The sequence below is a fragment of the Chitinophaga sp. YR627 genome (assembly GCF_900114995.1).
Taxonomy (GTDB): Bacteria; Bacteroidota; Bacteroidia; order Chitinophagales; family Chitinophagaceae; genus Chitinophaga.
In genome coordinates this window covers 918192-941642 of the sequence record NZ_FOUX01000005.1, presented here as the reverse complement: position 1 = coordinate 941642, position 23451 = coordinate 918192, and the positions used below count along the sequence as shown (strand labels likewise).

Here is a 23451-nt window from a genome sequence, read left to right as displayed (position 1 = left end):
ATGAAGAATGGCCTTTTACTGTTCATCTTTTTGATGCTGATAACCTGCTCGATGCAGGCGCAGCAGGATGTGCAGTTCAGTCAGTATGTGTTTAACGGCTTAAGTGTAAATCCTGCTTATGCAGGGTATAGGGAGGAGTTGTATCTGCACAGCGCTTATCGTCAGCAATGGGCAGGTTTTCAGGGAGCGCCGCAGACGGGCGCGATTGCGTTAGACGGTGTGACGGATGTATATAGCAAGAGAGTAGGTCTTGGCGCACAGATCACCTGGGACCGCCTGGGACCACAGGAGTCATTATCGTTGTATGGCTTTTATGCCTATCGTATTCCGTTGGAGAATGACCGCCGTTTATGTTTTGGTCTGGGTATCGGCGCTACGCAGTATGCGGTGGATGGTAGTTCACGGAAATATGTAGATGCGGATGATCCTGCCCTGATCCTTGGTAAACAAAGTACGCTGGCACCGGATGCACGATTTGGTATTTACTATAATACTTACAGAACATTTATCGGTTTTTCTGTCATGGACCTCTTTTCTGCGTATACAGGCGGAAAGATCTATTTTGGGAATGGTACTTTGTATTCCACTTTACGTAAATCCCGTCATTTTTATCTCAGTGGCGGAACGGTGGTGTATCTGTCTAACGATGTTAAGCTGAAGCCTTCAGTGATGATCAAAGAGGACCTGAAAGGACCGACGAACATAGACTTCAATGTATTTATGCTGTTACAGGAACGGTTGTGGATCGGTGCTTCATACCGGGCGGGTTTCAACCTCTGGGGAAAGCCGGCTTTACCGGATGAGCTGTATAAGGGAAGCGCGATCAGTGCAATGGCGGAGATCTTTGTGTCCGACAATATGCGCCTGGGGTATTCTTATGATCTTACAACAAATGGCATGTCCAGGTACCAACGGGGCTCACATGAGCTGTCCATCGGTATTTTATTTCCTCATAATAATAAAGTGGATAACACACGCTGCGCGCGGTATTTCTAAAGCATTTAACAGAGTTTTCCCTGTTATAACCCATTATATCCCAGATTAAAGGACTGAAAAATAGTTGTATGTTTAACTAATATCCTTATTTTAGCATAGTGAAATCATCCGACAATATCATTCATATCAAGGCACTGGGCGAAGTTGTATCGAATCTCAGGGATGCTATGCGCCATTTTGTACAGCGCAGACTCCGGGAACAAAACATCGATCTGACCTTTGAAATGTTGCAGGTGATCAATACACTGTCGGAAAAAGGAGAGATCAATCAGCAGGAAATTGCCAATCTGCTGAATAAAGACAAAACAAGTATTACCTATCTGCTGGATAACCTTTCCAAAAGAGGATTAGTGCGCAGGGTAGAAGATCCGGGAGACAGAAGGAATAAGATCATTCATCTGACAGAAGCAGGCCGTAAGATCACTGATCTGCTGGCTCCAATAGTAGAGGAATTGCATGAGAAAGCCAGCAAGGGACTGTCAGTTGATTACCTGAAAAACGTCACCAGGTCTTTGCAGGTGATCAAAGGAAATCTTGAAGTAGAATAGCTTTTTTTTGTCCTAATAGTTAAATGTTTAACTGTTTTGGACAATATTCATAAACGCTTTGTTACTAACAGTGTAACAGTTGTAGGTTTATAAGCCGCCGGCCTAATCTTAGGCCGGTGTTTTTATTTAAAAAAGCCTCATAATACCTCTGAAAAACACCCCAAAAAGAAAAAACCGTGATTTGTCCAATAAATTCCAGACTTCGTACAGCAGCGGTGCAAAAATGCTCCCGTACTTTTGTTGCAGTAAAAATATTTGATTACAGATAATGTAACAGTTGTAGGTTTAAGCAGCACACCGGAATAGTCCTATTCCGGTGTTATTTTTTTTAGTACAGTCCACTTCATTCATCACTCCATTTCCAGTTACTGATATCAGGCATATCTTCAAGGCACTCCCTGATGTAGATGTTATGCATACTCAGTTTATCTTCAAAATATCCGATCACTTCTTCCGCTTTTTCCAGCGGCCTTTCTGTACGCTGGATCGCCGCAATGGCCAGATGGAATCTGCTCATTTTATTGAGTACAACCATATCAAACGGGGTAGTGGTAGTTCCCTCTTCCATGAATCCCCTGAGGTGGAATCTTGCCGGATGCGGACGTCCATGTACCAGATCATGTACAATTCTTACATAACCATGAAAGGCGAATACAACAGGCACATCATCCGTAAAAAGTGACGTAAATAATGTCGATTCCAATCCATGTGGATGGTAATCTTTCGGAGAAAGCGACATCAGATCCACTACATTCACGACCCTTACTTTTAAGTCGGGTAAATGCTTCCTAAGTAACCATGCTGCTGCAATAATTTCAAGTGTAGGCACATCTCCTGCACAGGCGAGCACCACATCAGGTTGCTGACCATTGTCGTTACTGGCCCATTCCCACACAGAAGCACCCTGTGCACAATGTCTGGCAGCATCATCCACACTGAGCCATTGTAAGGCTGGTTGTTTACCGGCTACCACGAGGTTAACATAGTTTCTGCTTTTCAGACAGTGATCCATGACAGAGAGCAGACAGTTTGCGTCAGGCGGCAGATAAATGCGGATCACGTTACTTTTCTTATTGGCAACGGTATCAATAAAACCTGGTCCCTGGTGACTATATCCATTGTGATCCTGTCGCCAGCTATGAGAAGTAAGCAGGTAATTCAGGGAAGGCAGGTCCTTTCTCCATGGAATTTCCCTGCATGTTTTTAACCATTTTGCATGCTGGTTGAACATAGAATCGATAATGGTAATAAAGGCTTCATAGCAGGGAAAAACGCCATGTCTGCCGGTCAGCAGATACCCTTCCAGCCAGCCCTGACAGAGATGTTCGCTCAGCACTTCCATCACCCTGCCGTCAGGTGATAAATGATCGTCTATGTCAATCAGGTGCTCCATGAAGCAGCGTTTGGTGACTTCAAAAACAGCGTTCAGTCTATTGGACGTTGTTTCATCAGGACAGAACAGGCGAAAGTTCTGTTGTCGTTCATTCAATTCGAAAATATCGCGTAGCATCTTTCCGAGTTCACGTGTGCTCTCGGCGATCGTAACACCAGGTGTATCGACGGCAACCGCATAGTTTTTGAAGTCCGGCATTACCAGTGCCTGAATATCTTTACCACCATTGGCATAGGGTGTTGCGCTCATTCGTTTATCACCGGCAGGCGCGAGTGCAGTGAGTGCCGCCAGTGGTGCACCATTTTCTGTAAAGTGTTTTGCCGGTGTATAACTGCGGAGCCATTGTTCCAGCAGTGCCAGCTGGTCCTGATCTTCCCGGACGTCGGGTAATGGTACCTGGTGGGAACGGAAAGTGCCTTCTACGGGTTTACCTTTCCACATGACAGGCCCCGTCCAGCCTTTAGGCGAACGTAGTATAATGAGTGGCCACAAAGTACGCTCATCTGTTTTCTTTCCTTCCCTGGCATATAGTTGTATTTCTCTGATCTGTTCATAAGCCGTATCGAGTGCCATCGCCATTTCCTGATGTGTGCTGATCGTATCCGCTGCGCGTACAAATAGCGGTGAATAGCCGTATCCGTTAAACAGGGTAGCCAGTGCATCATCTGGCATACGGCCCATTACTGTAGGACCAGATATTTTATAGCCATTGAGATGTAGTATCGGCAATACAGCGCCGTCGCGTGCAGGGTTGAGGAAGCAGTTTAATTTCCAGCTACCTGCCAGCGGACCGGTTTCTGCTTCTCCATCGCCGACCACGCAGGCAGCAATAAGATGAGGATTATCCATTACAGCGCCTGCTGCATGTGCCAGTGAATAACCCAATTCGCCGCCTTCGTGAATAGAGCCGGGCGTATGTGCACTCACATGACTGGGAATACCTCCGGGTGTGGAGAACTGCCGGAAGAACTGTCGCATACCTTTTTCATCCTGTGTAATGTCAGGATAGGTCTCGGTATACGTACCTTCCAGCCAGGTCTGTGCAAGAACGGCAGGTGCGCCATGACCGGGACCACAGATGAACAGGATATCGGCATCGCTTGATCTTATCAACCTGTTAAGATGCACATAAATGAAATTCAGGCCCGGGGAAGTGCCCCAATGACCCAGGAGTCTCGGTTTGATATGATCGGTCAGCAATGGGTCTTTCAGCAGCGGATTATCCTGCAGATAAATCTGTGCTGCTGCGAGATAGTTAGATGCTTCCCAGTAAGCCTGTATGTCGTGTAATTGTTCGTTGGTGAGTGTTGCCATGTCGTCTGATTTAATGTGTCTGCAGGCATTGCTGCGTGTGTTGTGCAATAATGATCTCTTCATTTGTTGCCATCACCCTGACCTTCACAGCTGCGCTTTCCGGAGAGATGATGTCACGGTTGTCATTGTTCAATTCAGGTTCTGTTTGTATGCCGAGGTAAGTGAGACCATCACAGATTCTTTCTCTTATCTGTGGGGCATGTAAGCCGATGCCACCAGTGAATATCAAAGTGTCAATACCACCTGTGGCGGCTGTTAAAGCACCGATATATTTTTTAGCCTGATAGCAGAATAGTTGTACGGCCTCTGCTGCTTTAGGATCGGTTTTCTCTTTTTCTAGCAGGGTCTGGATATCACTTACAGTACCGGAAACGCCTTTTAAACCTGATTGTTTGTTAAGCAGCTCATTTAATGCTCTTTCGCTGATGAATTGTTTTTCTTTTAATAGGTAGAGTATGACACCCGGATCGAGGTCGCCGGAGCGGGTACTCATGACGAGTCCGCCTGTGGGCGTTAGTCCCATAGTGGTATCGATACTTTTACCATCGCGTATAGCGGCCATGCTGGCTCCATTGCCCAGATGAGCGATGATGATCTTTCCCCGGGCTTCCTGTGGTGACGATTGCTGTAGTTGTTGATAAATATACTCATACGAAAGACCATGAAAACCGTATCGGATGATGCCATCGTCCCACAGGTGCCGGGGAATGGCAAAATATTTTGCAGTGAATGGCATGTCTTTGTGAAAGGCAGTATCAAAACAGGCTATTTGCGGAATAACCGGATAAGCCTCCTCAAATGCGCGTATCGCGGTGATTTCAGCCGGCAGATGTCCCGGAGCAAGTGGTATCAGTGATTCGAATGCATCAAGTAATGCAGGCGTGATTAACTCAGGTAAGTAGTGTTCTTTACCACCCTGTACAATCCGGTGTCCGATCGCCTGTATTGTGTAAGGCGCATAACTGTCTTTGAGTAGTCCGGTAAGTAGTTGTATAGCAGCTTTCAGGTCAGGAACAGGTTGTGCAGCCCGTTCTTCATGGCCGGCAGCATCTTCTATGTGAACGCTGCTGTCTGCACCGATGTTCTGTATATTTCCTTTGCTGATCAGCGTTAAGGAGATGGCGTCGAACAGGGCAAATTTTAAACTGGAGGAACCGCAGTTAATGGTTAAAATGACGGTATTTTTTTTATCCATATCAGCTGTGTTTGTTCTGGCATAAAATTTTACAGTTATCTTATATAAATTCAATTGTATGCCAGATCATATTTCAGCACCCTTTATCCCCGTGCAGTATACGGGAGAAGAAACGGAAACATCAGCAGAAAAAGAGAATGGCAATGAACAGGCCGCTATTGCTGTTTTTCAGCGTGCCGTAAAGAGATTGCGACACGTGAATGAATGGGGAAAATTGTGTGGAGCTTTATCTTCATCATTTCAACTGGTGGACAAGCTGGGAGAGGAAATTGATGAAACTGCCAATGCGGGTTTGTTCATACGTATTGATATACCCGGACCCGGCAATAGTGCAGGAAAAGGTTATGACTGGGTATCGATAGAACAGGTGGAAGAGATACAGCTGAGTGAACACCAGCAATTGTTTTTTATACGGGCCCGTCCTTCAGGTCATCCGCAGCAAAAACATGCCGGAACAGCACATTTCCTCAAAGAAGAAGCGACCAGTTCTTTTGTGGTGACGAGAGATGAAACCCTCGTAACTGCCACTGTTTATGGCAGAAATGAAATGCCCAATATGGAAGCGGAAGAGACGATGGATAAGATGCGTAACGCTGTTATCGGGGCAGCTGGGGCGATAGGTATTTCGAAGCTTCAGTGGAAAGCACTGGTGAATGCATTGTTAGAAGATGAGTAATAAAAAAGGTACTGTCAGACGACAGTACCTTTTTTATTACTCATAATAAGATGATTAGTCTTTGTATCCAGGAATATAAACCTCACCTGTGGTTTTATCCATATATCCTCTTGTACCACTGGCAGTTTGTACCAGTAATGCCTTACGGTTGACGTCTTCATCGATCACCTGTGCCAATACCGGCTTTTTCAGTTCTTTCATGGTTTCGATAGGAATGATCCCTACACGGTTACCTACTCTTGTTTCAATGAAGGCATAGTGACCGAAGTTATCTTCTCTGTATTTCACATCATCGTAGATCAACGGAACGATCACATTACCTTTCAGGTCGATCACTCCCGTATTGTTATCTTTCACCGCTTTGATCATACCCGGGATGCGTTGTGCTTCACGATAAGAGAGGTATTCCAGTGTTGAGTATCCGGAAAATTCAATGCTATCCAGTGCTCTGCCCGGACGCTGGAATTCACCAATTTCGAGCACGACCCTCCATCTGCCACCAGGGATCTTGTAGATACGCATATCTTTTTTCTCTCCGGATTCGTCAAGGGCAGCAGCATCATGGTTACTGCTTTCTTCCACCTTTTGGGCCGCTTTGGCTACAGCCGCAGGAGCGACTTTACCACTGGCGTCAAAGTATACCACACGTTCGTCATCGGTAATGGCTTTGATCAGGTCCTGTGAGCCATCGGAGGCGCTTTTGATCTCGCCGTAGGTAGCAGGGATCACTTCTTTACCGGTGGATGCTTCTATTACACCGTATTTACCATCCAGTGCAACGATCAGGAAATTTTTAAGAGATGGTTCCTCAAAGAATTCACCATCGTCAAATTTGAGTGTTTTATTGACCAGGTTACCGGTATTCATATCTACGAGACCGATAGTACCTTCTTTTTTTACAACAAGCAGATTGGTCGCTTTGGAAAGCGGATTGATACCAGGTATCTCATCAAATACCAGGGAGCCTTTCTGTTTACCGGTCGCAGGGTCCAGCAGGATATAACCTTTGATGGTTTTTGCGACAGCCATACCATTGGGTGCAACGATCGGCATATCACTGTATGTACAAGGATAGATGACTTTGCCGGAGCCATTGATCAATCCTACCCTTCTGTTATTTTCCACACGTGCATAGTCACCCTGGAACAGCTGGATACTGTCAAACTGTGGTTCGAGTACGACTGCATGTTTCTTGTTGGTAAGTCCCCATTTTCCTTTTTCAGCATAAGGATAAAGACCGTCCTGAGCCTTGCACCATAAGCTGATCAGCAGGACCGGGAGAAAATATACGGTTTTCATAGAGTACAGGATTGATGTGTTAGCAAATATAACGTTTTTAATAAATATATCGATCTTCTCCACAATATGTTGGAAGGTTAGAGAGGGAACGGTATATTTGCGGCGAAAATGTATCGACAAATATGAGAACAAGTGAACAGGCTTTGTCCATCATTGAACAGGTAAAGCAGGCGATTAACGACACAGCAGTAGAGGCGATAGTATTTGCAGCAGCAGAAATAGCGTCCAACAAAAAGGCACTCTTTGAGCAACTGGAAGCGCTCATTGGTAAGATCTCTCCTCTGGAATGTACCAGCCAGGAATGGCGTAATTTCCGGATTGCCCGTATCAATTTCAGTAAATTACTGATGCGGGAAGCAGCGACCTGTTAAACCAGGTCTACCGCGGGATGGCAGCCAGTATGTGCCTGACCATCTCGTCCATCGATTTATTTTCTATCCATCTCACCACTGCAACGAGATCATGACCCGGATCTACGTAGATGAAATTTGTGCCATTACCTATATGCACAAACGCATCTGCGGGGGCGCCGGGCAATAATTCTTTTCCTGTATTCAGGAACCAGTTCATATATCCATAGGTCGGTTTGGCTGTAGTGGGTGTAAGGGATTGTTTCACCCACTGTTCGGAGATCAGCTGTTTTCCGTTCCAGTTACCTCTGTGTAATGTCAGCAGGCCAAAACGCGCCATGTCATAGGCATGGATGAACATTCCACCTCCCCAATGTCCGCCACCGCTCACAGACTGTACAGGACTACCATCCAGTACGATCCAGGAATTGCGGTAGCCGTTCCATCTCCAGGTATCTGAAGCACCTATTTCGTCCATAATATTCGTTTTGAGTATCTGCGGTAATGGTTTGCGCCAAACACTGGTAGCAGCCAGCGCAAGGGCATTTACCCGTACGTCATTATATTTCCATACCGTACCGGGTTTGTTTCGTTTTCTGGTCATCCAGTCGGCAGCATTCCCCTCCGGTCTGTCAGCCCAATCAGGTTTTCCCCATAAGGTGCCTTCCCAGTCGCTCGTTTGCCGCAACATGACATCCCATGTCAGGGTACTATTGTGTGCGCCTGCGAAAGGGTAGAGTAACTGTGGCTGTCCCAGTTGCTCTGCGCCGGGTCCGATCGCCGCAGGATTATATACTTCTATGGGTGGTACATAGCTGGCCACTGTATCCTGTACACTGTGAATAAGGCCTTTGTCCACCGCCAGTCCTACGACAACTGACAGAAAGCTTTTTGTCACACTGTGTGTCATATCCACTCTGAATGTCTCTCCCCATTCCGCCACGATATATCCTTTATAAATAATTACACCGGTGGCATCGCCACGTGTGGAAAAGGGGCCAACACCATTGCTGAAAGGCTCTTTTCCGAAGCTGAGTGCCTGTGCTACTTCCATGTTGCGGGGCGCTTTTGTTTCATTGTCTTTTGCAAACTGTATGGCAGCTGCCAGTTTTGCAGCGTCCAGGCCGAGTGTTGCCGGCGCACGATGCTGCCAGTTATCTTTTGCAGGAAAATAGACAGTGTTCTTAGTGTTTTTGGATTGCGCGAAAACCACTGTGGCAGCGCTCAGGAATATGATGCAGGAGAGCAGGCGTTTCATGCAGGTAAGATAGTCATCTTTTCTATATGTTATATATCGCGAAATTGTCAGAAATGCACGAAATATAGCCAGAATGTCAACTTGACGTTTTGAAAATGTATTGTTTGTCAGTGATTTGCAAAATGGAACACTTTTAGCATAGGCAAAATCTATTAGGAAGCTGACAGTTTAATATTGCCTGGCGGGCAACATCATTTGCCCATTTAGCCAATGACTGTGAATATTTCGTCGTGTGTCCTTTACTATTAAGATAATAAACAGCACAATAAAAGATTAACCGACTAACTATGAGTAGTGAGCACATGCGTGCGCTAATCCTGGAGGATTATGGCGCTCCGTTCGTATATCGCGTAATAGACAGGCCAAGACCGGATTTTGGAGAGGTTCTGATAAGAGTAAAGGCGAGTGGTGTAAATCCACTGGATGCAAAAATTAAAGCTGGAGAAGCGGAGCACGCAAAGCAACCATTACCGGCTGTACTGGGCATTGATATGGCAGGTATCGTGGTAGAAGTGGGAGAGGGCGTAACAAGTTATGCACCCGGTGATAAGGTATATGGTATGACAGGTGGCGTGGCTGGTTTACAGGGCTCTCTGGCAGAGTATGTAGCTGTAGACGCAGAACTCATCGCACGCAAACCAGCCAATCTGACCATGCGTGAAGCAGCAGCCATACCCTTTGGTTTTGTTACCGCATGGGAAGGCCTGGTAGATAAAGCAAGGATCGAAGAGGGACAGAAAGTACTGATACATGGTGGTTCCGGTGGTATCGGACAAATGGCCATTCAGATCGCCCGTGCATTCGGTGCGGATGTTTATGCCACTGATACAGATGATAAACAGGCGATCATCGAGTGGTTTGGCGCCACATATATCGACGCAGATACAGTTAGTGTTGCGGATTATGTGAACAAATACACCCGTGGTGCTGGTTTTGATATCGTTTTTGATACTGTAGGTGGCGCAACGCTGGACGCTTCATTTGAGGCTGTAAAGCAGTTTAATGGCCATGTGATCAGTTCCCTGGGATGGGGCTCTCACAGTCTGGCTCCATTATCCTCCAAAGCGGCTACTTATTCCGGCGTCTTCACCTTACTGCCCATGCTGACAGGAATGGGCAGAGAGCACCACGGTGCGATCTTAAGAGAAGCAACAAGAATGGCAGAAGCAGGACAGATACTGCCACTGCTGGACCCGCGCCATTTTCATCTGCAGACAGCAGATCAGGCACTGACCCTGATCGTACGTAGAGGCGAAACGGGTAATATCGTCGTTGAGATTTAAAAGATTACTCCATATGGAGAATAAGCAAAGGGACTTCAGAATGAAGTCCCTTTCTGTTGCGGGAAGATAATCGATGCGGCAGCTGTACTCAGGTCTGCGCATCATGAAAAATGATACCCAGGGTATGCCTGTTCCCACTATGTAAAGGACTGACTCCATGTTTCATATTCACCCTGTAATACCCCCTCGTACCTTTTACAGGCCGGAAGTTGGTCGTAAATAATAACATATCGCCTTTATGGGCGGATATCACGCTGGCTTTGGACTGTGCACGGGGAATCTGTTCTGTCAGTACAAATTCACCTCCATTATAGTCCTCGCCAGGTTCATTCAGGAAGAGGACGGCCTGCATGGGAAACCATATGTCGCCGTATAGATCCTGGTGCAGGGTATTGAAACCACCGGCGCCATATTTCAGGATGAGGACGGTTGGTTTGTCCTGTCCCTTTTCGCTGCATTGTTCTCTTAACGTGGAATGGGCGGAAGGAAAGCGGTGATCAGACTGCAGGACCTCCATCCATTTATTGGCGATCGTTGCCAGATAAGGATAGACCGTTTCCCTGACAGTCGTGATCAGATCCGGTAGCGGGTACCGGAAGTATTTATATTCTCCTGATCCGAAACGGTATCGTTCCATGGAGATCGTTTTTCGGTAAGACGCTTTGTCATTATACAATTCAATCAGTTCCTGGCATTCCTGAGCGGTCAGCAGTTCCTGTATCAGGGCATAACCGCGCTCATGCATATTATCGCTGATCTGCTGCCAATCCTTGCTATGCAGGCGTTCCGCGATATTTTTCATCATCTTTTTTTTGTAAAAGTAGGGAAGGGGGGAGGGCCGGAAAACCCGAAACTTGCTATTCCGGGAAAGTGAATTGTTTGAATTTTATAAGTAATCCTTTGTTTATCGTAATGAATGACCCGATACATCGCCTTAATTTTGCAGGGTATGAAAAAGTATGGGCGTTTTTAAGACAGGTATTTCCCCGCAAGATCATATCTCCAATTTAAAATATCGCATTTAACAATAGCACGCATGCTAACAGAAACACTCGAAGATTTTTATCAGAATAAGATCAAAGAAGTGCCGGCCAACCTGAGTAAGGAAACAGGGCATTTCAATGTATTCAGTCTGGAAGGTCATGTGGGAACCACGCCGCCCCGTTACAGCCGTAAGACCTTTTATAAAATAGGCTTGTCCAGGGGACATGGTTTCTATCATTATGCAGATAAAAGCATAGAAGTATCAGGTACTACCCTGATGTTCTTTAATCCGAATGTACCCTATACCTGGCAGTCGCTTGCCCCCGATCTGAGTGGCTTTTTCTGTATTTTCAGAGAAGGCTTTTTTACAGAAAGGATCCGCGGCAGCATGACCGATTTTCCCATGTTTGCACAGGGTGGAAAACCAGCCTATTTCCTGAATGATATACAGGACCAGCAGGTGACGAACATCTTTGAAAAGATGATGGAAGAGATCCGGTCAGACTATGTATATAAATATGATCTGCTGAACAACTATGTGATGGAGATCATTCACTATGCATTGAAACTATCTCCCTCAGAAAAACTGTATCAGCATAGTGATGCAAAGACACGTATTACTTCTGTCTTTACAGAACTGCTCGAACGCCAGTTTCCTATCGAATCACCACATCAGCGTTTTGAGCTGCGTTCTGCCAATGATTTTGCACGACAGTTGTCTGTGCATGTGAATCATTTGAACCGTGCGATCAAGGAAACAACCGGACGTACTACTACGGAACATATATTTGAAAGACTGGCCAGCGAAGCAAAGTCCTTATTGAAACATACAGACTGGAATATCTCTGAGATCAGCTATGCACTTGGGTTTGAAGAGCCCGCGCATTTTAATAAGTTCTTCCGCAGACAGGTAGATACAACGCCTACTGCCTTCAGAAATATCTAAAAAAAGGGCGCTGTTTGAAAGATACAAGTATCGCTTTGAATGGTGTAATGACGAGGGGCTTTTGTTGCCGTAGCTTTGTATCAACAACAAAAGAAACAAATTATGAAACAACAAAAAGTCTGGTTTGTAACCGGCGCCTCAAAAGGATTTGGGCTCTCTATAGTAAAGCAATTACTCGCGAAAGGTATTCCTGTAGCAGCTACCACAAGAAACCTTTCAGAACTGAATAAAGCAGTAGGTGAAGATGATAATTTTCTGCCGCTGGCAGTAGATCTTACTTCCGAGAAAAGTGTGGAAGATGCGATCGCTGCAACTGTCAGTAAATTTGGACGTATCGATATAGTAGTGAACAATGCAGGATACGGACTGGTAGGCGGTCTGGAAGAACTGTCAGATGCAGAAGGCCGTCAGAATTTTGATGTGAATGTCTTCGGTTTATTACATGTGATAAGGAAAGCATTGCCTTATCTTAGAACACAGGGTGCCGGCCATATTATTAACTTCTCTTCTATCGGCGGACTGGTAGGTGATTTCCCTGGATTTGGTATTTACTGTGCTACGAAGTTTGCTGTAAACGGACTGACAGAAGCATTAGCTGCTGAAGTAAAACCTTTTGGTATTCATGCTACCATCGTTTCTCCTGGTTATTTCAGGACAAACTTCCTGGCTTCCGATTCACTGGTGATACCAAAGCATCCGATCGATGCATATACCAACGTGCGTGACTCACAACGTGCACACCAGCAATCAATAGATGGCAATCAGCCAGGCGATCCTGAGAAAGCAGCAACCGCGGTAATTAAGATCACGGAAGTGGAAAACCCGCCTTTACACTTTTTCCTGGGTACTGATGCGTATGAGCTTGCGGGTAAGAAACTGGATTCATTGAGAAATGAACTGGAGACCTGGAAAGAACTAACTGTTTCTACAGCGATTGAAGCGTAGCATATGGGCTTCCTTTTATCAATCGTGATAGTGGTTTGTCTGACGACGAATATCAAACGGATAACGACGTACTGCCATCGTTTGTTTAAAAAACAACAGGAGCATCCGGAGCAACAGACAGGACTTTTCGGCGTATTCAGGCTGGAGGATGTATGGCAGTACAAGACAGGATGGACGAAACAATGCATGGATTATTATAAGATAGGACTGATAAGAGGAAGCAACCGCTCTCACTATGCTGACAACAGTATAGCGGGATCAGCAACCACACTGGTGTTTTTCAATCCACATGCGCCATATACATGGGAATCATTGGAAGCGGATAAAACGGGGTTCTGCTGTGTATTCAGCGCTCCATTCTTTACGACACAGATGCAGGAGAAGATCAATGCACTTCCCATGTTTATGGCCGGTGGAAAACCCGTGCAGGCACTAACAAAAGAGCAGGATAAAGCAGTGGCGGATATATTCGTTCGCATGCTGGAAGAATGGCCATCTGATTACAGATATAAGTATGATCTGTTAAGGAATTATGTTACACAGCTCATTCATCTTGCATTAAAAATGCAGATGAGTGAAGGGGCCGGTAAGAAAGGCGAAAGTTACAACAACAGGGAAATTCACAATTAATCTACAAAGTATGGACAACGTAAATAAATATCTGGGTATGTGGGTGACGAAGGACGGTTATATCCGGCATGAACTGTTACCCGACGGACGTTATGACGAAGCAAGAGGCAATAAGAAAAGCGCGTATCAGGGAAGCTATATTATCACCGGCGATCACATTGATTATAAAGACGATACCGGTTTCACCGCTGACGGCGATTTCAGGGATGGTATCCTGTATCATGCGGGCATGGTGCTGTACCGGGAGGATTAACAGGCCGATCTCTTTTTGACTTAAATTTGTAAGGTCTAAAAGAGCGAATCATGGAATGGAAAAATGAATTGTCGACCTTACTACATATTGACTACCCCATTATCCAGGCCCCGATGCTGGGCATTACGACTCCGGAGATGGTGGCAGCCGTTTCAGAAAAAGGCGGCCTCGGTTCTCTACCCGTAGGAGGCTTGTCTCCCGAAAGAACAAGGGAACTTATCCGCAAAACAAAATCACTGACAAATAAGCCGTTTGCTGTTAATCTCTTTACGAACGGCGTACCTGATTACAATCGTGCAGATGCAGAAGCAATGCAGGATTTCCTGGAAACATTTTCAAAGGAGAACCAGCTGGTCTTTGAGCGTTTGTCACTGGATGCATTAAGGTTTTATAGTTACAAAGAACAGATAGAGATCCTGATAGAAGAAGCGATACCGGTAGTCAGTTTTACCTTTGGTATTCCTGATGCGGAAAGCATGACCGCATTAAAGCAAAAAGGTATTGTGCTGGTGGGTACCGCTACTTCTGTACAGGAGGCGGTGCTGGTGGAAAAGGCAGGTGCAGACGCCGTCGCAGCACAGGGTATTGAAGCCGGTGGACACAGGGGGAGTTTCCTGGATGAAGAACCCTTACCAATGGTAGGTACATTCGTGCTGGTACCGGAAGTAGGGGCTCATGTCCGTATCCCTGTTATTGCAGCAGGCGGGATCAAAGGAGGTAGTACCATCAGGGCTGCATTCCAGTTGGGTGCAAAGGCGGTACAGATCGGAACGGCTTTTATTGCCAGTCTGGAGAGTCTGGCCATTGCTTCCTATAAAACGGCCCTCCCCAAAGCACAGGTGACCGATAGCGCCCTGACCCGGGCTTTCTCAGGTCGTTGGGCCAGAGGTATCAGAAATCAGTTTATGGACGCAATAGAGGCCTCCGGATTGGCGATCCCACCTTATCCTATCCAAAACATCATAACAGCCGGTTTAAGGGCTAAAGCGCAGCAGGCTGACCGGAAGGAGTTCACCAATATGTGGGCAGGTCAGGCGTCAGCGGGAACTGAGAACAGGTCTTCAGCGGATATTTTCCTGCAGCTGGTTGCCCAGACAGAAGGAATATGAGGTTTTAATCAGCGCAATATTGCATTTATAAGCCATAGATGATGCCTGGATCATCCATATACAAGCTATTGCTACAGATATGGATGATTTAGGCATTGCTTATGGCTTATGCATTCTCTAACAGTGAGTTGTGTCAGGTTTGTGGCTGTTGTTGAGGTGGACTTGATGTGGACATGACGTGGACTTGATCTGGATCTCGTGCGAAGTGGTGCTACACTTCGTCTACTATTGGGTTTGTCCTGAATGCCCCCTATAATACCAAAATATAGTCTTGACACGACGCATACACGACGCATATACGACGCATCTATACCTGAGCTCATGAAGTATCTCCGTATCAGCGTCTTTTTTGGACGGTTATGTTTTACGTCAGGCCGGTGCTGATTTGCCCCCAGGGGGATGATTATGGGCGCCTGATGCCTCATTTTAGTGACAATGCAACATCTCTTCCATTTGTATAATAAGTAAGAAAAATCCTTCAAAGAAAAAAGCAAAAGATATTTTGTACTGTATAGTACAAATTTGTACCTTCACATCGTAAACAATAGGAAACATGGCAGGCAGACCAAAAATATTTGATGAGAAAGAGGTAGTGGAGAAGGCGGTCGACGTATTCTGGAAGAAAGGATATGAGGCAGCGTCTGCAGATGAATTACTGGCTGCAATGGGTATCGGAAAGGGGAGCTTTTACCTGGCCTTCAAAGGTGGTAAAAAGGAGTTGTACGAGAAGTCCCTGAAGCAGTTTTCCGACACTTACGACAAACAGTTATCCCGCGATCTGGCGGCAAGTAAAGACCAGGTACAGTTCATCAGAGATTTCTTTATGTCGCTGGCAGATGATCCAACAGCGAAGATCATGAAAGGTTGTTATCTGGGCAATGCGCTGGTGCAATTATCAGATGGTGATAAGGATACAAAACTTGTGGCAGCACAGCTGCTGACAAGAACGGAGCACATCTTCACCGCTGTGATCAGAAAAGCACAGGAGGAGCAGGCAATCACAAACAAGGCAAGACCCGAGGTGATCGGTAAATACCTGATCAATCTCTGGAATGGTGTGAATATCACCAGAAGAAGCAACCCGGATCATGAAGACCTGAGAGAGATGCTTGAAATGAGTCTCCGGGTACTGGATTAAATTTTTTTACCCAATATTGTACTGAATAGTACATAATATTATAAGCAACATTACATTCAACTTAATACCTTATCAAAATGGCACAAGCAACAACTACACAGCCTGTTACAAAAGGCGTAGACATCAGCAACGTGGAATATAAAACGCTGACTATTGAAGGACAGGAAATCTTCTATCGTGAGGCAGGTTCTCCGGATAATCCAACCGTTCTGCTGCTGCATGGTTATCCGACTTCTTCCTTCATGTTCCGTAACCTGATTACAGCATTGTCCGGCAAGTATCACCTGATCGCTCCTGACTATCCGGGTTTTGGTAATAGCAGTATGCCACTGGTGACTGAATTCGAATATACTTTCGATCACCTGGCAGATATCGTAGATCAGTTTATCACCGCAAAAGGATTAACAAAATATAGTCTGTATGTAATGGACTACGGCGCTCCGGTAGGTTATCGTATCGCGACCAGACACCCTGAAAGAGTACAGGCTTTACTGGTGCAGAATGGTAATGCATATGAAGAAGGTTTATCTCCTTTCTGGGACCCAATCAGAGCTTTCTGGGCTGATCCGCAGAATGAAGAGCATATCAAAGGCATGAAAGCAACTTCACAGCTGGACTTTACAAAATGGCAGTACCTGACAGGAGTAAGAGACGTGACTAAGATCAGTCCTGATACCTGGGTACACGATCAGAGTAAACTGGACCGTCCTGGTAACGTGGATATACAAGTGGCTTTATTCTACTCCTACAGCAGCAATCCTAAACGTTATCCTGAATGGCAGGAATTCTTCCGCAAATATCAGCCGCCAACCCTGATCACCTGGGGTGCTAATGATGAGATCTTCCCGGCGAGTGGTGCGAAAGCTTATCTGAAAGATCTACCAGATGCAGAATTACATTTACTGGATACCGGTCACTTTGCACTGGAAGAAGATGGTACCGTGATCACTTCGCTTATCGATGATTTTCTGACAAGGAACGTAAAATAGTTTTTTAGTATACAATATTGTACCGTGTAGTACATTAATCGGGTGTCATAGCTAAAGGCGTCGGATCATTCCGGCGCCTTTTTGTGATTTGTACAATTCTGTCATTTATGTTAACTTTAAGGTATGATCAGAGAACAATTGTACGAGCCATACGCGATCTCCGTACAGACGATGAACGAATATCCGAAAGGAGCCAGACAAACGGCTTTTTTTGAACTGGTATATGTGCTGGGTGGAGAGGGCAGGCATTGTGTGAATGACAATCGTTTTGCCTATAAGCAGGGAGATATGTTCCTCCTGACACCCAATGATTTGCATGATTTTGCGATAGATACCACCACGGAGTTCTTTTTCCTGCGCTTCAATGATGTGTACCTGAAATCCAACGGTATTGTCAAGGACAATATCCAGCGGCTTGAATATCTGTTATACAACGCCAAACAGGTACCAGGTTCCATTCTTCAGCATGAATCTGACAAACCATTGGTCAAAGCCATGATAGAAGCCATTATCCGTGCACAGATCAACCGTGATTCCTGCTGGGATAAACTGATCCTCTCACTGGTGAATACCCTGGTAGTGGTCCTCGCGCGTAATATCGAAAAGAACCTGCCGCAGGTCTATGAAGATAATAAGGAAGAAAAGGCACAGGACATTATTCAGTATATACAAGCCAACATCTATGATCCGCAGCTGATAAAAGCCGAACATGTGAGTCATGAATTCGGTATTTCACTGGCTTATCTGGGCCGTTATTTTAAGAAACATACCGGCAAGACAATGCAGGACTACATTGCTTCCTATAAGACTAAACTCATTGAGAACAGACTTCGTTACAGCACGATGCGCCTGTCAGAAATAGTAGATGAGCTGGGGTTTGCTGATGAGAGCCATTTCAACAAGTTCTTTAAGAAGCAAAAGGGCATGAATCCATCAGAATATCGTAAGAACCTGGCAGTTTCTTAAAAAAGGGTTATGGTAAAAATGTACAAATTAACTATGTTAGATGTACAAAATTTACTGGCAAGTCCAATCCGGAAAAATATAAAGTCACTGGTTGCGACAATGACAGCTATTATATAAACGGTTTTTAGCCCGCTTTATCTGGTAAATTATCATTTTCTGATACAGAATTGATAAAAGACAATACCTGAATTCAATATTCTCTCATATTTAAAAATTCCCGAATCGATTACCTTCCCGCTACGACTGCCGTTACCTTTGCGGAAATCTTTGTCATGTCATCAATATTCAGACGTATTGTCCTGTTGGTAATGATCTGTTTACCAATAATAGCGCTTGGACAATCGGGAGAGCATACTACAAATGGCGGAGGTGTCGCCGGAAGGATCACTTCCAAAACAGGAGAGCCGTTGGAGCTTGTCTCCGTTTCCCTTATCCAGCTTAATAAAAGTACACTGACGGATAATGATGGCCGTTATCAGTTACAGGATATCGCTCCTGGCAAATATACCCTGCGTATCCAGTTGCTGGGTGCTGCTGAGAAGGATTTCCAGCTGGAGATCGTCAATGGTGAAGTAGCGACACTGGATTATCAGTTACCCAAAGAAAACATCCAGGCTTTGCAGGAAGTAAGGGTACTCGGTACGGTGAATAAGTTCTCTAAAAAGGAGAGTGTGTATGTGAGCCGTCTGCCGTTGAAAAACCTGGAGAATCCGCAGGTCTATAATATCGTACCAAAAGAATTGATACAGGAACAGATGGCACTGGACCTGGGGAGTATTTCCAAGAACGTTCCTGGCGCTGGTATTCCCATGCTGGCGAATCAGGGCAGGGTTACTTTCCGTTCCCGTGGATTTGAAACAGAGCCAAATGCGCGTAATGGTGTAGCGGGTGCTGCCTTCTCTTCTATCGATCCGGTGAATCTGGAAAGAGTGGAGGCTATTAAAGGTCCTTCTGCTACTTTATTTGGTACCAACGTTTCCAGCAGTTATGGTGGTCTTTATAACAGGGTTACCAAGAAACCATTCAATGGTTTTGGTGGTGAAGTGGCGTACTATGGCGGCAGCTGGAACTATAACCGTCTGACAGTAGATGTGAACACACCTGTGAATAAAGAGAAAACAATGTTGTTCCGTCTGAATGGCGCTACTACTTTTGAAAAGAGCTTCCAGGATATGGGCTTCACGAAGAATATCAGTCTGGCGCCTGGTTTCTCCTACCAGATTACTGACAGACTTGCCTTGTTACTGGACGTAGAATTTGGTCAGGCGAAAGGTACTTCTGTTGTACGCTTCAACCCTGATGCACGTACTGCCAGAAATGTCTCTATTGCTGATATGAAGTTCCCTTATGACAAGATGTTCCTCGGCAATGATATGCCTTACACCACACAGATGCTGAACATTTTCGCGCAGATGAACTATAAGATCTCTGAGCATTGGACTTCCCAGACGATTGTTTCCCGTGCAAGATCTTCCATCGATGGTTATATCACTGCACTGAACGGTGTGCGTGGCGACTCTACTTTACGTCCGAATGTGATGGTGGGTTATACAGCGTTTATCGCCACTGATATCCAGCAGAACTTTATCGGTGATTTTAAAATAGGTCAATTCCGTAACCGCCTGGTAGTAGGCCTGGATTACTATAATAACTCAAACTCATTTGACAGGATCTCTGTTACCGGTCCGACCGTTAATTTTGTTAACCTGGGCAGGACGAACAACGTAAGTCGTTATAAAATTGATTCTCTGTTGCCAACAGGTACGCCACGCAGAGAGAACAATGGTGACAACAGTTATGCGGCTTACGCATCTGATGTATTCAATGTTACGGATAATCTGATGGCGATGCTGAGTCTGCGTGTAGATCATTATCGTAACGAGGGTGTGTATAACATTGGTAGCGGTATCACAACCGGCCAGTACAACCAGACAGCATTATCACCTAAACTGGGACTGGTATATGAATTAGTAAAAGACAGGTTATCCGTGTTTGGTAGCTACATGAATGGTTTCTTCAACAGAGCTGGTTCTGATGCTGCTGGTAATCCATTCAAACCAGAACGTGGTAATCAGCTGGAATATGGTGTAAAAGCCGATGTATGGCAGCATAAATTAGTGGGTACGGTTAGCTACTATAACATTAAGATCAAAGATGTGTTACGTACAGATCCTAATGATCAGAACTATTCTATCCAGGATGGTACACAACGCAGCCAGGGGCTGGAAGCGGAGTTAACCGCAAACCCGGTAGAAGGATTGAATATCGTAGCAGGTTATGCACATAATGACAGCAAATACCTGAAATCCGATTCAACTGTACTGGGTCTGCGACCAGCATTGTCTGGTCCGGAAGATATGGTGAACTTCTGGGTAAGTTATCACCTGACGAAAGGGCCGTTAAAAGGTTTAGGTTTTGGATTTGGTGGTAACGCAGGTAGTTCTTCCTTCCAGACCAACACACAGACCGTGAAGATCACTATTCCTTCCTATATGATGTTGGATGCTTCTATCTTCTATGAGCAACGTAAGTTCAGAGTAGGTGTGAAGGTAGATAACCTGACAAGTGAAAAAGCCTGGTCTGTGCGTTTAACGCCACAGGCGCCGGCACGTTTCGTGGGTAGTTTTGCACTGAGATTTTAGTCGTTTTGTCTTTCTTTTAAAAAAGCCACCGGAGTACGGTGGCTTTTTTGTTTTTAATCTATTTTCAGACAGTAGTTACAGCGGTATCGCGTGGCGGAGTAGCTGGTCCCATTGAATGTCCCTGCCTGCTTATCATACCAGTCCAGGCGGATAATGTAAAGACCTTTTCTGTTGGGATAGAATTCTGTATTACCTTTGATAAACGCAGTGGTTGTTGTTGACTATCAGGATAGACGATAGACACGCTGAATACATCTGCTGCCGGCGTTTCCGTAAATGCCTCACGTTGTCGTACGCCGTATTTATCAATTTCTCCGAAGTAGATGCTGATCTTAACAGGAGTACCTGGTTTGCCGGTGCCGGTGATATCGAGCCAGTAACCGTGGCTGAAGGCCAATACAGGCATTAACAGCAAAAATAGGAGGAGGGTGTTGCGATACTTCATGATCGCGCGAAAATACGTATCGAATCTGTAAAAGTTCTGAAGTCAGGAAACACGTTTTGGAGGCTTAGTGGCCTCCTGATTTTGGTGCTATCCTGTAATCTTCATCTCTGATCCCCTTTACACCCCTGGCCTTCTTTTTAGGTATAGTATCTGGTGGTGGCGGTGTGGGAGGGACAACGGATGGTGTAATGATTTGTTCAGGCGGCGCTGTTGCAATACTATCCACCTCAGGTGTTATTACAACCGGATGAAACGCATTTACTGTATCCGGTTGTGTGGGTGTCTTCTTCTCAACAGCTTGTTTATCCGGTGGCGGTGGTTGGATCAGTGCCGGCGGTAGTTCATGCCATACGCTGTCTTTTGTGATTGTTTGTGGTGCGATTGCAGGCGGCGGTGTTACCTGTACAGGTGTTTGATGGAAGAATTCAATAAACAGGTAACAGGAGAGTGCGGTAAGCAGTACAAAAAGTGTGGCAATATTCAGCAATGCGCTGTTATCAGGAGGGGTATTATCAGGTGGTGTGGTCTGGGGCATTTCAATGTCCAGCTGTGCGCTTATCCGGTTCCAGATAGCGTCTTCCATAGCAGGAACAGGCAGCTGTTCCAGCTTTTGGGCGATGATGATCTCATATGTTTCTTTTTGGTTCATCCAGTTTGTAACTGTAATGTTTGTTTAAGGATTTTTCTTGCTTCGCTCAGGTGCCATTTACTGGTGCCTTCACTGATGTTGAGTTTGACGGCTATTTCTTTGTGGGTATGCCCCTCCATGACATATAGTATAAACACCGCGTGAGTGGCGGGTGGTAGTTTTTTAATGGTAGCCATAATATCTTCTGCTTCCAGTCTGGCGATAACGGAGTTATCGATAGACGGCGCCATTGCTTCTTCCAGTTCGGTGGGGTTGAACTTGCTCTGGCTTTTAATATAATCTATGCCTTCATTGGCGACAATCCTTTTAATCCATGCATACATTGTTCCTTTACTGGCATCGTAGGTATGCATGCTTTTAAAGATCTTCACAAATGCATGGCTCATAATATCCGCTGCATCTGCTTCACTTCTTGCATAGCGCATAGCGATAGACATAGCAAAGCTATAGAACAGCCGGTACAGCTGTTCCTGCGCCTTGCGGTTATTGGCAAGGCAGCCTTCAATAAGGAGTGATATGTCCTGCTCCTGGCTCTGCAATGTGGATCAGATATATTGATTATTGCTTTTCTATTTGTTTCAACAGGATAGCAGTACCCATGGCGGAGAGGATGAACTTGAGCTTTTCTTCCTGGTCATTGTACAGCCAGATCGCCTTATCCATTGAATCGATGATGCCGACAACGCCGTCCGTAGTACTCAGTTCATAACCGGAAAGTATTCTGGCACCCAGCAGGGTATTGGAGACTTTCCCGTTCTTGTTCATAAAGGTATTGAGATTGAGCGTTCTGATCTTAACAGTATCCCGGCCATTGGTCGCATAACCTTCCTCTTTCACATAAGGCGCATCGAAAATACGATGTGAGGTATCTTTGCTGATATCATAGTCCCGGGCCATCAGTAATGACCATAGTCCAGTACCGCTGGTGTCGTTGGGTACGATGGCAGCGGTATAGATATAACTGGAATTAAGCAGGGTAGAATATTCTCCTCCGATGACAGGGATACGACCTGCGTTCAATACCACATCATGGCTGTTATAGAACTCTGACCCAAAGATCTCTGCGCTGTTATGGGGATTGGTCAGGGTATACCTGATCTTGGCTTTTTCATTCTTTCCCTCTTCCATCACTTCCGCGCTGAATATATTTCCCAGTACTTCCGGAGCAGGGATCCAGATGTTATTATAACGTACGCTGGATTTGATATGCCAGCCCCTTTTGATCCTGGAGGTAGTGTAATCCCCGAAGCTCAGGTGCTGATTGATCATCCAGCCCTGTGCACCTTTTACAGGATAACGGGTGGATACGCTGCTGAACTGGTCGGGTACGGCCAGCTTTGCGGTGCTACAGGAGACTGTTACAGCGAATAATATAGGTAAGAGTATGCGTCTCATTCGTCTCATTTATCAATATTAATTAGTTTCAGTGATATAGGTAATACC

The 23451-nt window shown here is 45.5% G+C and carries 23 protein-coding genes; 14 read left to right on the top strand and 9 right to left on the bottom strand.

The features are described 5' to 3' along the window. Both BMZ72_RS28985 and BMZ72_RS28980 read left to right on the top strand, forming a co-directional pair. Positions 1-996, top strand: a complete 996-nt coding sequence (locus BMZ72_RS28985; RefSeq protein ID WP_089813676.1) for a PorP/SprF family type IX secretion system membrane protein — start codon at positions 1-3, stop codon at positions 994-996. Positions 997-1094: 98 nt separating this feature from the next. Next, entirely contained in the window at positions 1095-1544 is a 450-nt protein-coding gene (locus BMZ72_RS28980) for a MarR family winged helix-turn-helix transcriptional regulator (RefSeq protein ID WP_255373318.1), read from the top strand. Positions 1545-1887: 343 nt separating this feature from the next. Here the strand turns inward: BMZ72_RS28980 and BMZ72_RS28975 are convergent, their stop codons facing one another. Then, complete coding sequence (locus BMZ72_RS28975) at positions 1888-4251, bottom strand: phosphoketolase family protein (RefSeq protein WP_089813674.1); 2364 nt, start codon at positions 4249-4251, stop codon at positions 1888-1890. 10 nt (positions 4252-4261) lie between these two features. Continuing rightward, a complete protein-coding gene (locus BMZ72_RS28970; protein ID WP_089813838.1) occupies positions 4262-5446 on the bottom strand; it encodes an acetate/propionate family kinase in 1185 nt (394 codons plus the stop codon). A gap of 58 nt (positions 5447-5504) precedes the next feature. Here BMZ72_RS28970 and BMZ72_RS28965 point away from each other — a divergent pair, with 58 nt between their 5' ends. Next, the gene (locus BMZ72_RS28965) at positions 5505-6122 is read left to right on the top strand and encodes a hypothetical protein (RefSeq protein ID WP_089813672.1); all 618 of its coding nucleotides are present in this window, start codon (positions 5505-5507) and stop codon (positions 6120-6122) included. Between the two features lie 54 nt (positions 6123-6176). Here BMZ72_RS28965 and BMZ72_RS28960 read toward each other — a convergent pair whose 3' ends face one another. Continuing rightward, entirely contained in the window at positions 6177-7421 is a 1245-nt protein-coding gene (locus BMZ72_RS28960; RefSeq protein WP_089813670.1) for a WG repeat-containing protein, read from the bottom strand. A 122-nt stretch (positions 7422-7543) separates the two neighbouring features. On the opposite strand from BMZ72_RS28960, the gene BMZ72_RS28955 reads away from it, so the two are divergent. Further along, a complete protein-coding gene (locus BMZ72_RS28955; protein ID WP_089813668.1) occupies positions 7544-7792 on the top strand; it encodes a hypothetical protein in 249 nt (82 codons plus the stop codon). A gap of 7 nt (positions 7793-7799) precedes the next feature. Here the strand turns inward: BMZ72_RS28955 and BMZ72_RS28950 are convergent, their stop codons facing one another. Further along, positions 7800-9029 carry a serine hydrolase domain-containing protein gene (locus tag BMZ72_RS28950; RefSeq protein ID WP_089813666.1) on the bottom strand — a complete coding sequence of 410 codons (1230 nt, stop codon included), beginning with the start codon at positions 9027-9029 and terminating at the stop codon, positions 7800-7802. Positions 9030-9316: 287 nt separating this feature from the next. Between BMZ72_RS28950 and BMZ72_RS28945 the strand changes: the two genes are divergently transcribed. Beyond that, the gene (locus BMZ72_RS28945) at positions 9317-10312 is read left to right on the top strand and encodes a zinc-dependent alcohol dehydrogenase family protein (protein ID WP_089813664.1); all 996 of its coding nucleotides are present in this window, start codon (positions 9317-9319) and stop codon (positions 10310-10312) included. A gap of 88 nt (positions 10313-10400) precedes the next feature. Here the strand turns inward: BMZ72_RS28945 and BMZ72_RS28940 are convergent, their stop codons facing one another. Then, positions 10401-11114 carry a 2OG-Fe(II) oxygenase gene (locus BMZ72_RS28940; protein WP_089813663.1) on the bottom strand — a complete coding sequence of 238 codons (714 nt, stop codon included), beginning with the start codon at positions 11112-11114 and terminating at the stop codon, positions 10401-10403. A 234-nt stretch (positions 11115-11348) separates the two neighbouring features. Here BMZ72_RS28940 and BMZ72_RS28935 point away from each other — a divergent pair, with 234 nt between their 5' ends. The 9 genes from BMZ72_RS28935 (at position 11349) to BMZ72_RS28895 (ending at position 20914) form a co-directional block, all read left to right on the top strand. Next, positions 11349-12242, top strand: a complete 894-nt coding sequence (locus tag BMZ72_RS28935) for a helix-turn-helix domain-containing protein (RefSeq protein WP_089813661.1) — start codon at positions 11349-11351, stop codon at positions 12240-12242. Between the two features lie 102 nt (positions 12243-12344). Beyond that, on the top strand, positions 12345-13187 hold the full coding sequence (locus BMZ72_RS28930; RefSeq protein WP_089813659.1) for an oxidoreductase: 843 nt from the start codon (positions 12345-12347) through the stop codon (positions 13185-13187). A gap of 3 nt (positions 13188-13190) precedes the next feature. Continuing rightward, positions 13191-13817: a hypothetical protein gene (locus BMZ72_RS28925; protein ID WP_143087811.1), complete on the top strand. Its 627-nt coding sequence runs from the start codon at positions 13191-13193 to the stop codon at positions 13815-13817. Between the two features lie 10 nt (positions 13818-13827). Further along, positions 13828-14070 (top strand): Atu4866 domain-containing protein, encoded by a 243-nt coding sequence (locus BMZ72_RS28920; protein ID WP_089813655.1) that lies wholly within the window; start codon positions 13828-13830, stop codon positions 14068-14070. A 50-nt stretch (positions 14071-14120) separates the two neighbouring features. Next, on the top strand, positions 14121-15179 hold the full coding sequence (locus BMZ72_RS28915) for an NAD(P)H-dependent flavin oxidoreductase (RefSeq protein ID WP_089813653.1): 1059 nt from the start codon (positions 14121-14123) through the stop codon (positions 15177-15179). Positions 15180-15732: 553 nt separating this feature from the next. Continuing rightward, complete coding sequence (locus BMZ72_RS28910; protein WP_089813651.1) at positions 15733-16317, top strand: TetR/AcrR family transcriptional regulator; 585 nt, start codon at positions 15733-15735, stop codon at positions 16315-16317. Positions 16318-16394: 77 nt separating this feature from the next. Continuing rightward, a complete protein-coding gene (locus tag BMZ72_RS28905) occupies positions 16395-17306 on the top strand; it encodes an alpha/beta fold hydrolase (protein WP_089813649.1) in 912 nt (303 codons plus the stop codon). A gap of 123 nt (positions 17307-17429) precedes the next feature. Beyond that, positions 17430-18272, top strand: a complete 843-nt coding sequence (locus tag BMZ72_RS28900; protein WP_089813647.1) for an AraC family transcriptional regulator — start codon at positions 17430-17432, stop codon at positions 18270-18272. Between the two features lie 272 nt (positions 18273-18544). Beyond that, positions 18545-20914 carry a TonB-dependent receptor gene (locus BMZ72_RS28895; protein WP_218155291.1) on the top strand — a complete coding sequence of 790 codons (2370 nt, stop codon included), beginning with the start codon at positions 18545-18547 and terminating at the stop codon, positions 20912-20914. A 64-nt stretch (positions 20915-20978) separates the two neighbouring features. Here the strand turns inward: BMZ72_RS28895 and BMZ72_RS28890 are convergent, their stop codons facing one another. The 4 genes from BMZ72_RS28890 to BMZ72_RS28875 form a co-directional block, all read right to left on the bottom strand. Further along, on the bottom strand, positions 20979-21359 hold the full coding sequence (locus tag BMZ72_RS28890; protein WP_143087810.1) for a hypothetical protein: 381 nt from the start codon (positions 21357-21359) through the stop codon (positions 20979-20981). Positions 21360-21423: 64 nt separating this feature from the next. Then, the gene (locus BMZ72_RS28885) at positions 21424-22008 is read right to left on the bottom strand and encodes a hypothetical protein (protein ID WP_089813641.1); all 585 of its coding nucleotides are present in this window, start codon (positions 22006-22008) and stop codon (positions 21424-21426) included. After that, positions 22005-22547: an RNA polymerase sigma factor gene (locus tag BMZ72_RS28880; protein WP_089813638.1), complete on the bottom strand. Its 543-nt coding sequence runs from the start codon at positions 22545-22547 to the stop codon at positions 22005-22007. Before BMZ72_RS28880 ends, BMZ72_RS28885 begins: the two co-directional genes overlap by 4 nt. Positions 22548-22566: 19 nt before the next feature. After that, entirely contained in the window at positions 22567-23403 is an 837-nt protein-coding gene (locus BMZ72_RS28875) for a hypothetical protein (protein ID WP_089813635.1), read from the bottom strand. Positions 23404-23451 lie beyond the last annotated feature (48 nt).

Bases quoted from the DNA above. Each gene is read 5' to 3' on its own strand.
- BMZ72_RS28930 (WP_089813659.1), top strand. From the start codon at position 12,345: ATGAAACAACAAAAAGTCTGGTTTGTAACCGGCGCCTCAAAAGGATTT.
- BMZ72_RS28875 (WP_089813635.1), bottom strand. From the start codon at position 23,403: ATGAGACGCATACTCTTACCTATATTATTCGCTGTAACAGTCTCCTGT.
- BMZ72_RS28985 (WP_089813676.1), top strand. From the start codon at position 1: ATGAAGAATGGCCTTTTACTGTTCATCTTTTTGATGCTGATAACCTGC.
- BMZ72_RS28940 (WP_089813663.1), bottom strand. From the start codon at position 11,114: ATGAAAAATATCGCGGAACGCCTGCATAGCAAGGATTGGCAGCAGATC.
- BMZ72_RS28885 (WP_089813641.1), bottom strand. From the start codon at position 22,008: ATGAACCAAAAAGAAACATATGAGATCATCATCGCCCAAAAGCTGGAA.
- BMZ72_RS28955 (WP_089813668.1), top strand. From the start codon at position 7,544: ATGAGAACAAGTGAACAGGCTTTGTCCATCATTGAACAGGTAAAGCAG.
- BMZ72_RS28935 (WP_089813661.1), top strand. From the start codon at position 11,349: ATGCTAACAGAAACACTCGAAGATTTTTATCAGAATAAGATCAAAGAA.
- BMZ72_RS28900 (WP_089813647.1), top strand. From the start codon at position 17,430: ATGATCAGAGAACAATTGTACGAGCCATACGCGATCTCCGTACAGACG.
- BMZ72_RS28920 (WP_089813655.1), top strand. From the start codon at position 13,828: ATGGACAACGTAAATAAATATCTGGGTATGTGGGTGACGAAGGACGGT.
- BMZ72_RS28910 (WP_089813651.1), top strand. From the start codon at position 15,733: ATGGCAGGCAGACCAAAAATATTTGATGAGAAAGAGGTAGTGGAGAAG.
- BMZ72_RS28975 (WP_089813674.1), bottom strand. From the start codon at position 4,251: ATGGCAACACTCACCAACGAACAATTACACGACATACAGGCTTACTGG.
- BMZ72_RS28905 (WP_089813649.1), top strand. From the start codon at position 16,395: ATGGCACAAGCAACAACTACACAGCCTGTTACAAAAGGCGTAGACATC.
- BMZ72_RS28960 (WP_089813670.1), bottom strand. From the start codon at position 7,421: ATGAAAACCGTATATTTTCTCCCGGTCCTGCTGATCAGCTTATGGTGC.
- BMZ72_RS28950 (WP_089813666.1), bottom strand. From the start codon at position 9,029: ATGAAACGCCTGCTCTCCTGCATCATATTCCTGAGCGCTGCCACAGTG.
- BMZ72_RS28925 (WP_143087811.1), top strand. From the start codon at position 13,191: ATGGGCTTCCTTTTATCAATCGTGATAGTGGTTTGTCTGACGACGAAT.
- BMZ72_RS28970 (WP_089813838.1), bottom strand. From the start codon at position 5,446: ATGGATAAAAAAAATACCGTCATTTTAACCATTAACTGCGGTTCCTCC.
- BMZ72_RS28945 (WP_089813664.1), top strand. From the start codon at position 9,317: ATGAGTAGTGAGCACATGCGTGCGCTAATCCTGGAGGATTATGGCGCT.
- BMZ72_RS28895 (WP_218155291.1), top strand. From the start codon at position 18,545: ATGTCATCAATATTCAGACGTATTGTCCTGTTGGTAATGATCTGTTTA.
- BMZ72_RS28890 (WP_143087810.1), bottom strand. From the start codon at position 21,359: ATGAAGTATCGCAACACCCTCCTCCTATTTTTGCTGTTAATGCCTGTA.
- BMZ72_RS28965 (WP_089813672.1), top strand. From the start codon at position 5,505: ATGCCAGATCATATTTCAGCACCCTTTATCCCCGTGCAGTATACGGGA.
- BMZ72_RS28915 (WP_089813653.1), top strand. From the start codon at position 14,121: ATGGAATGGAAAAATGAATTGTCGACCTTACTACATATTGACTACCCC.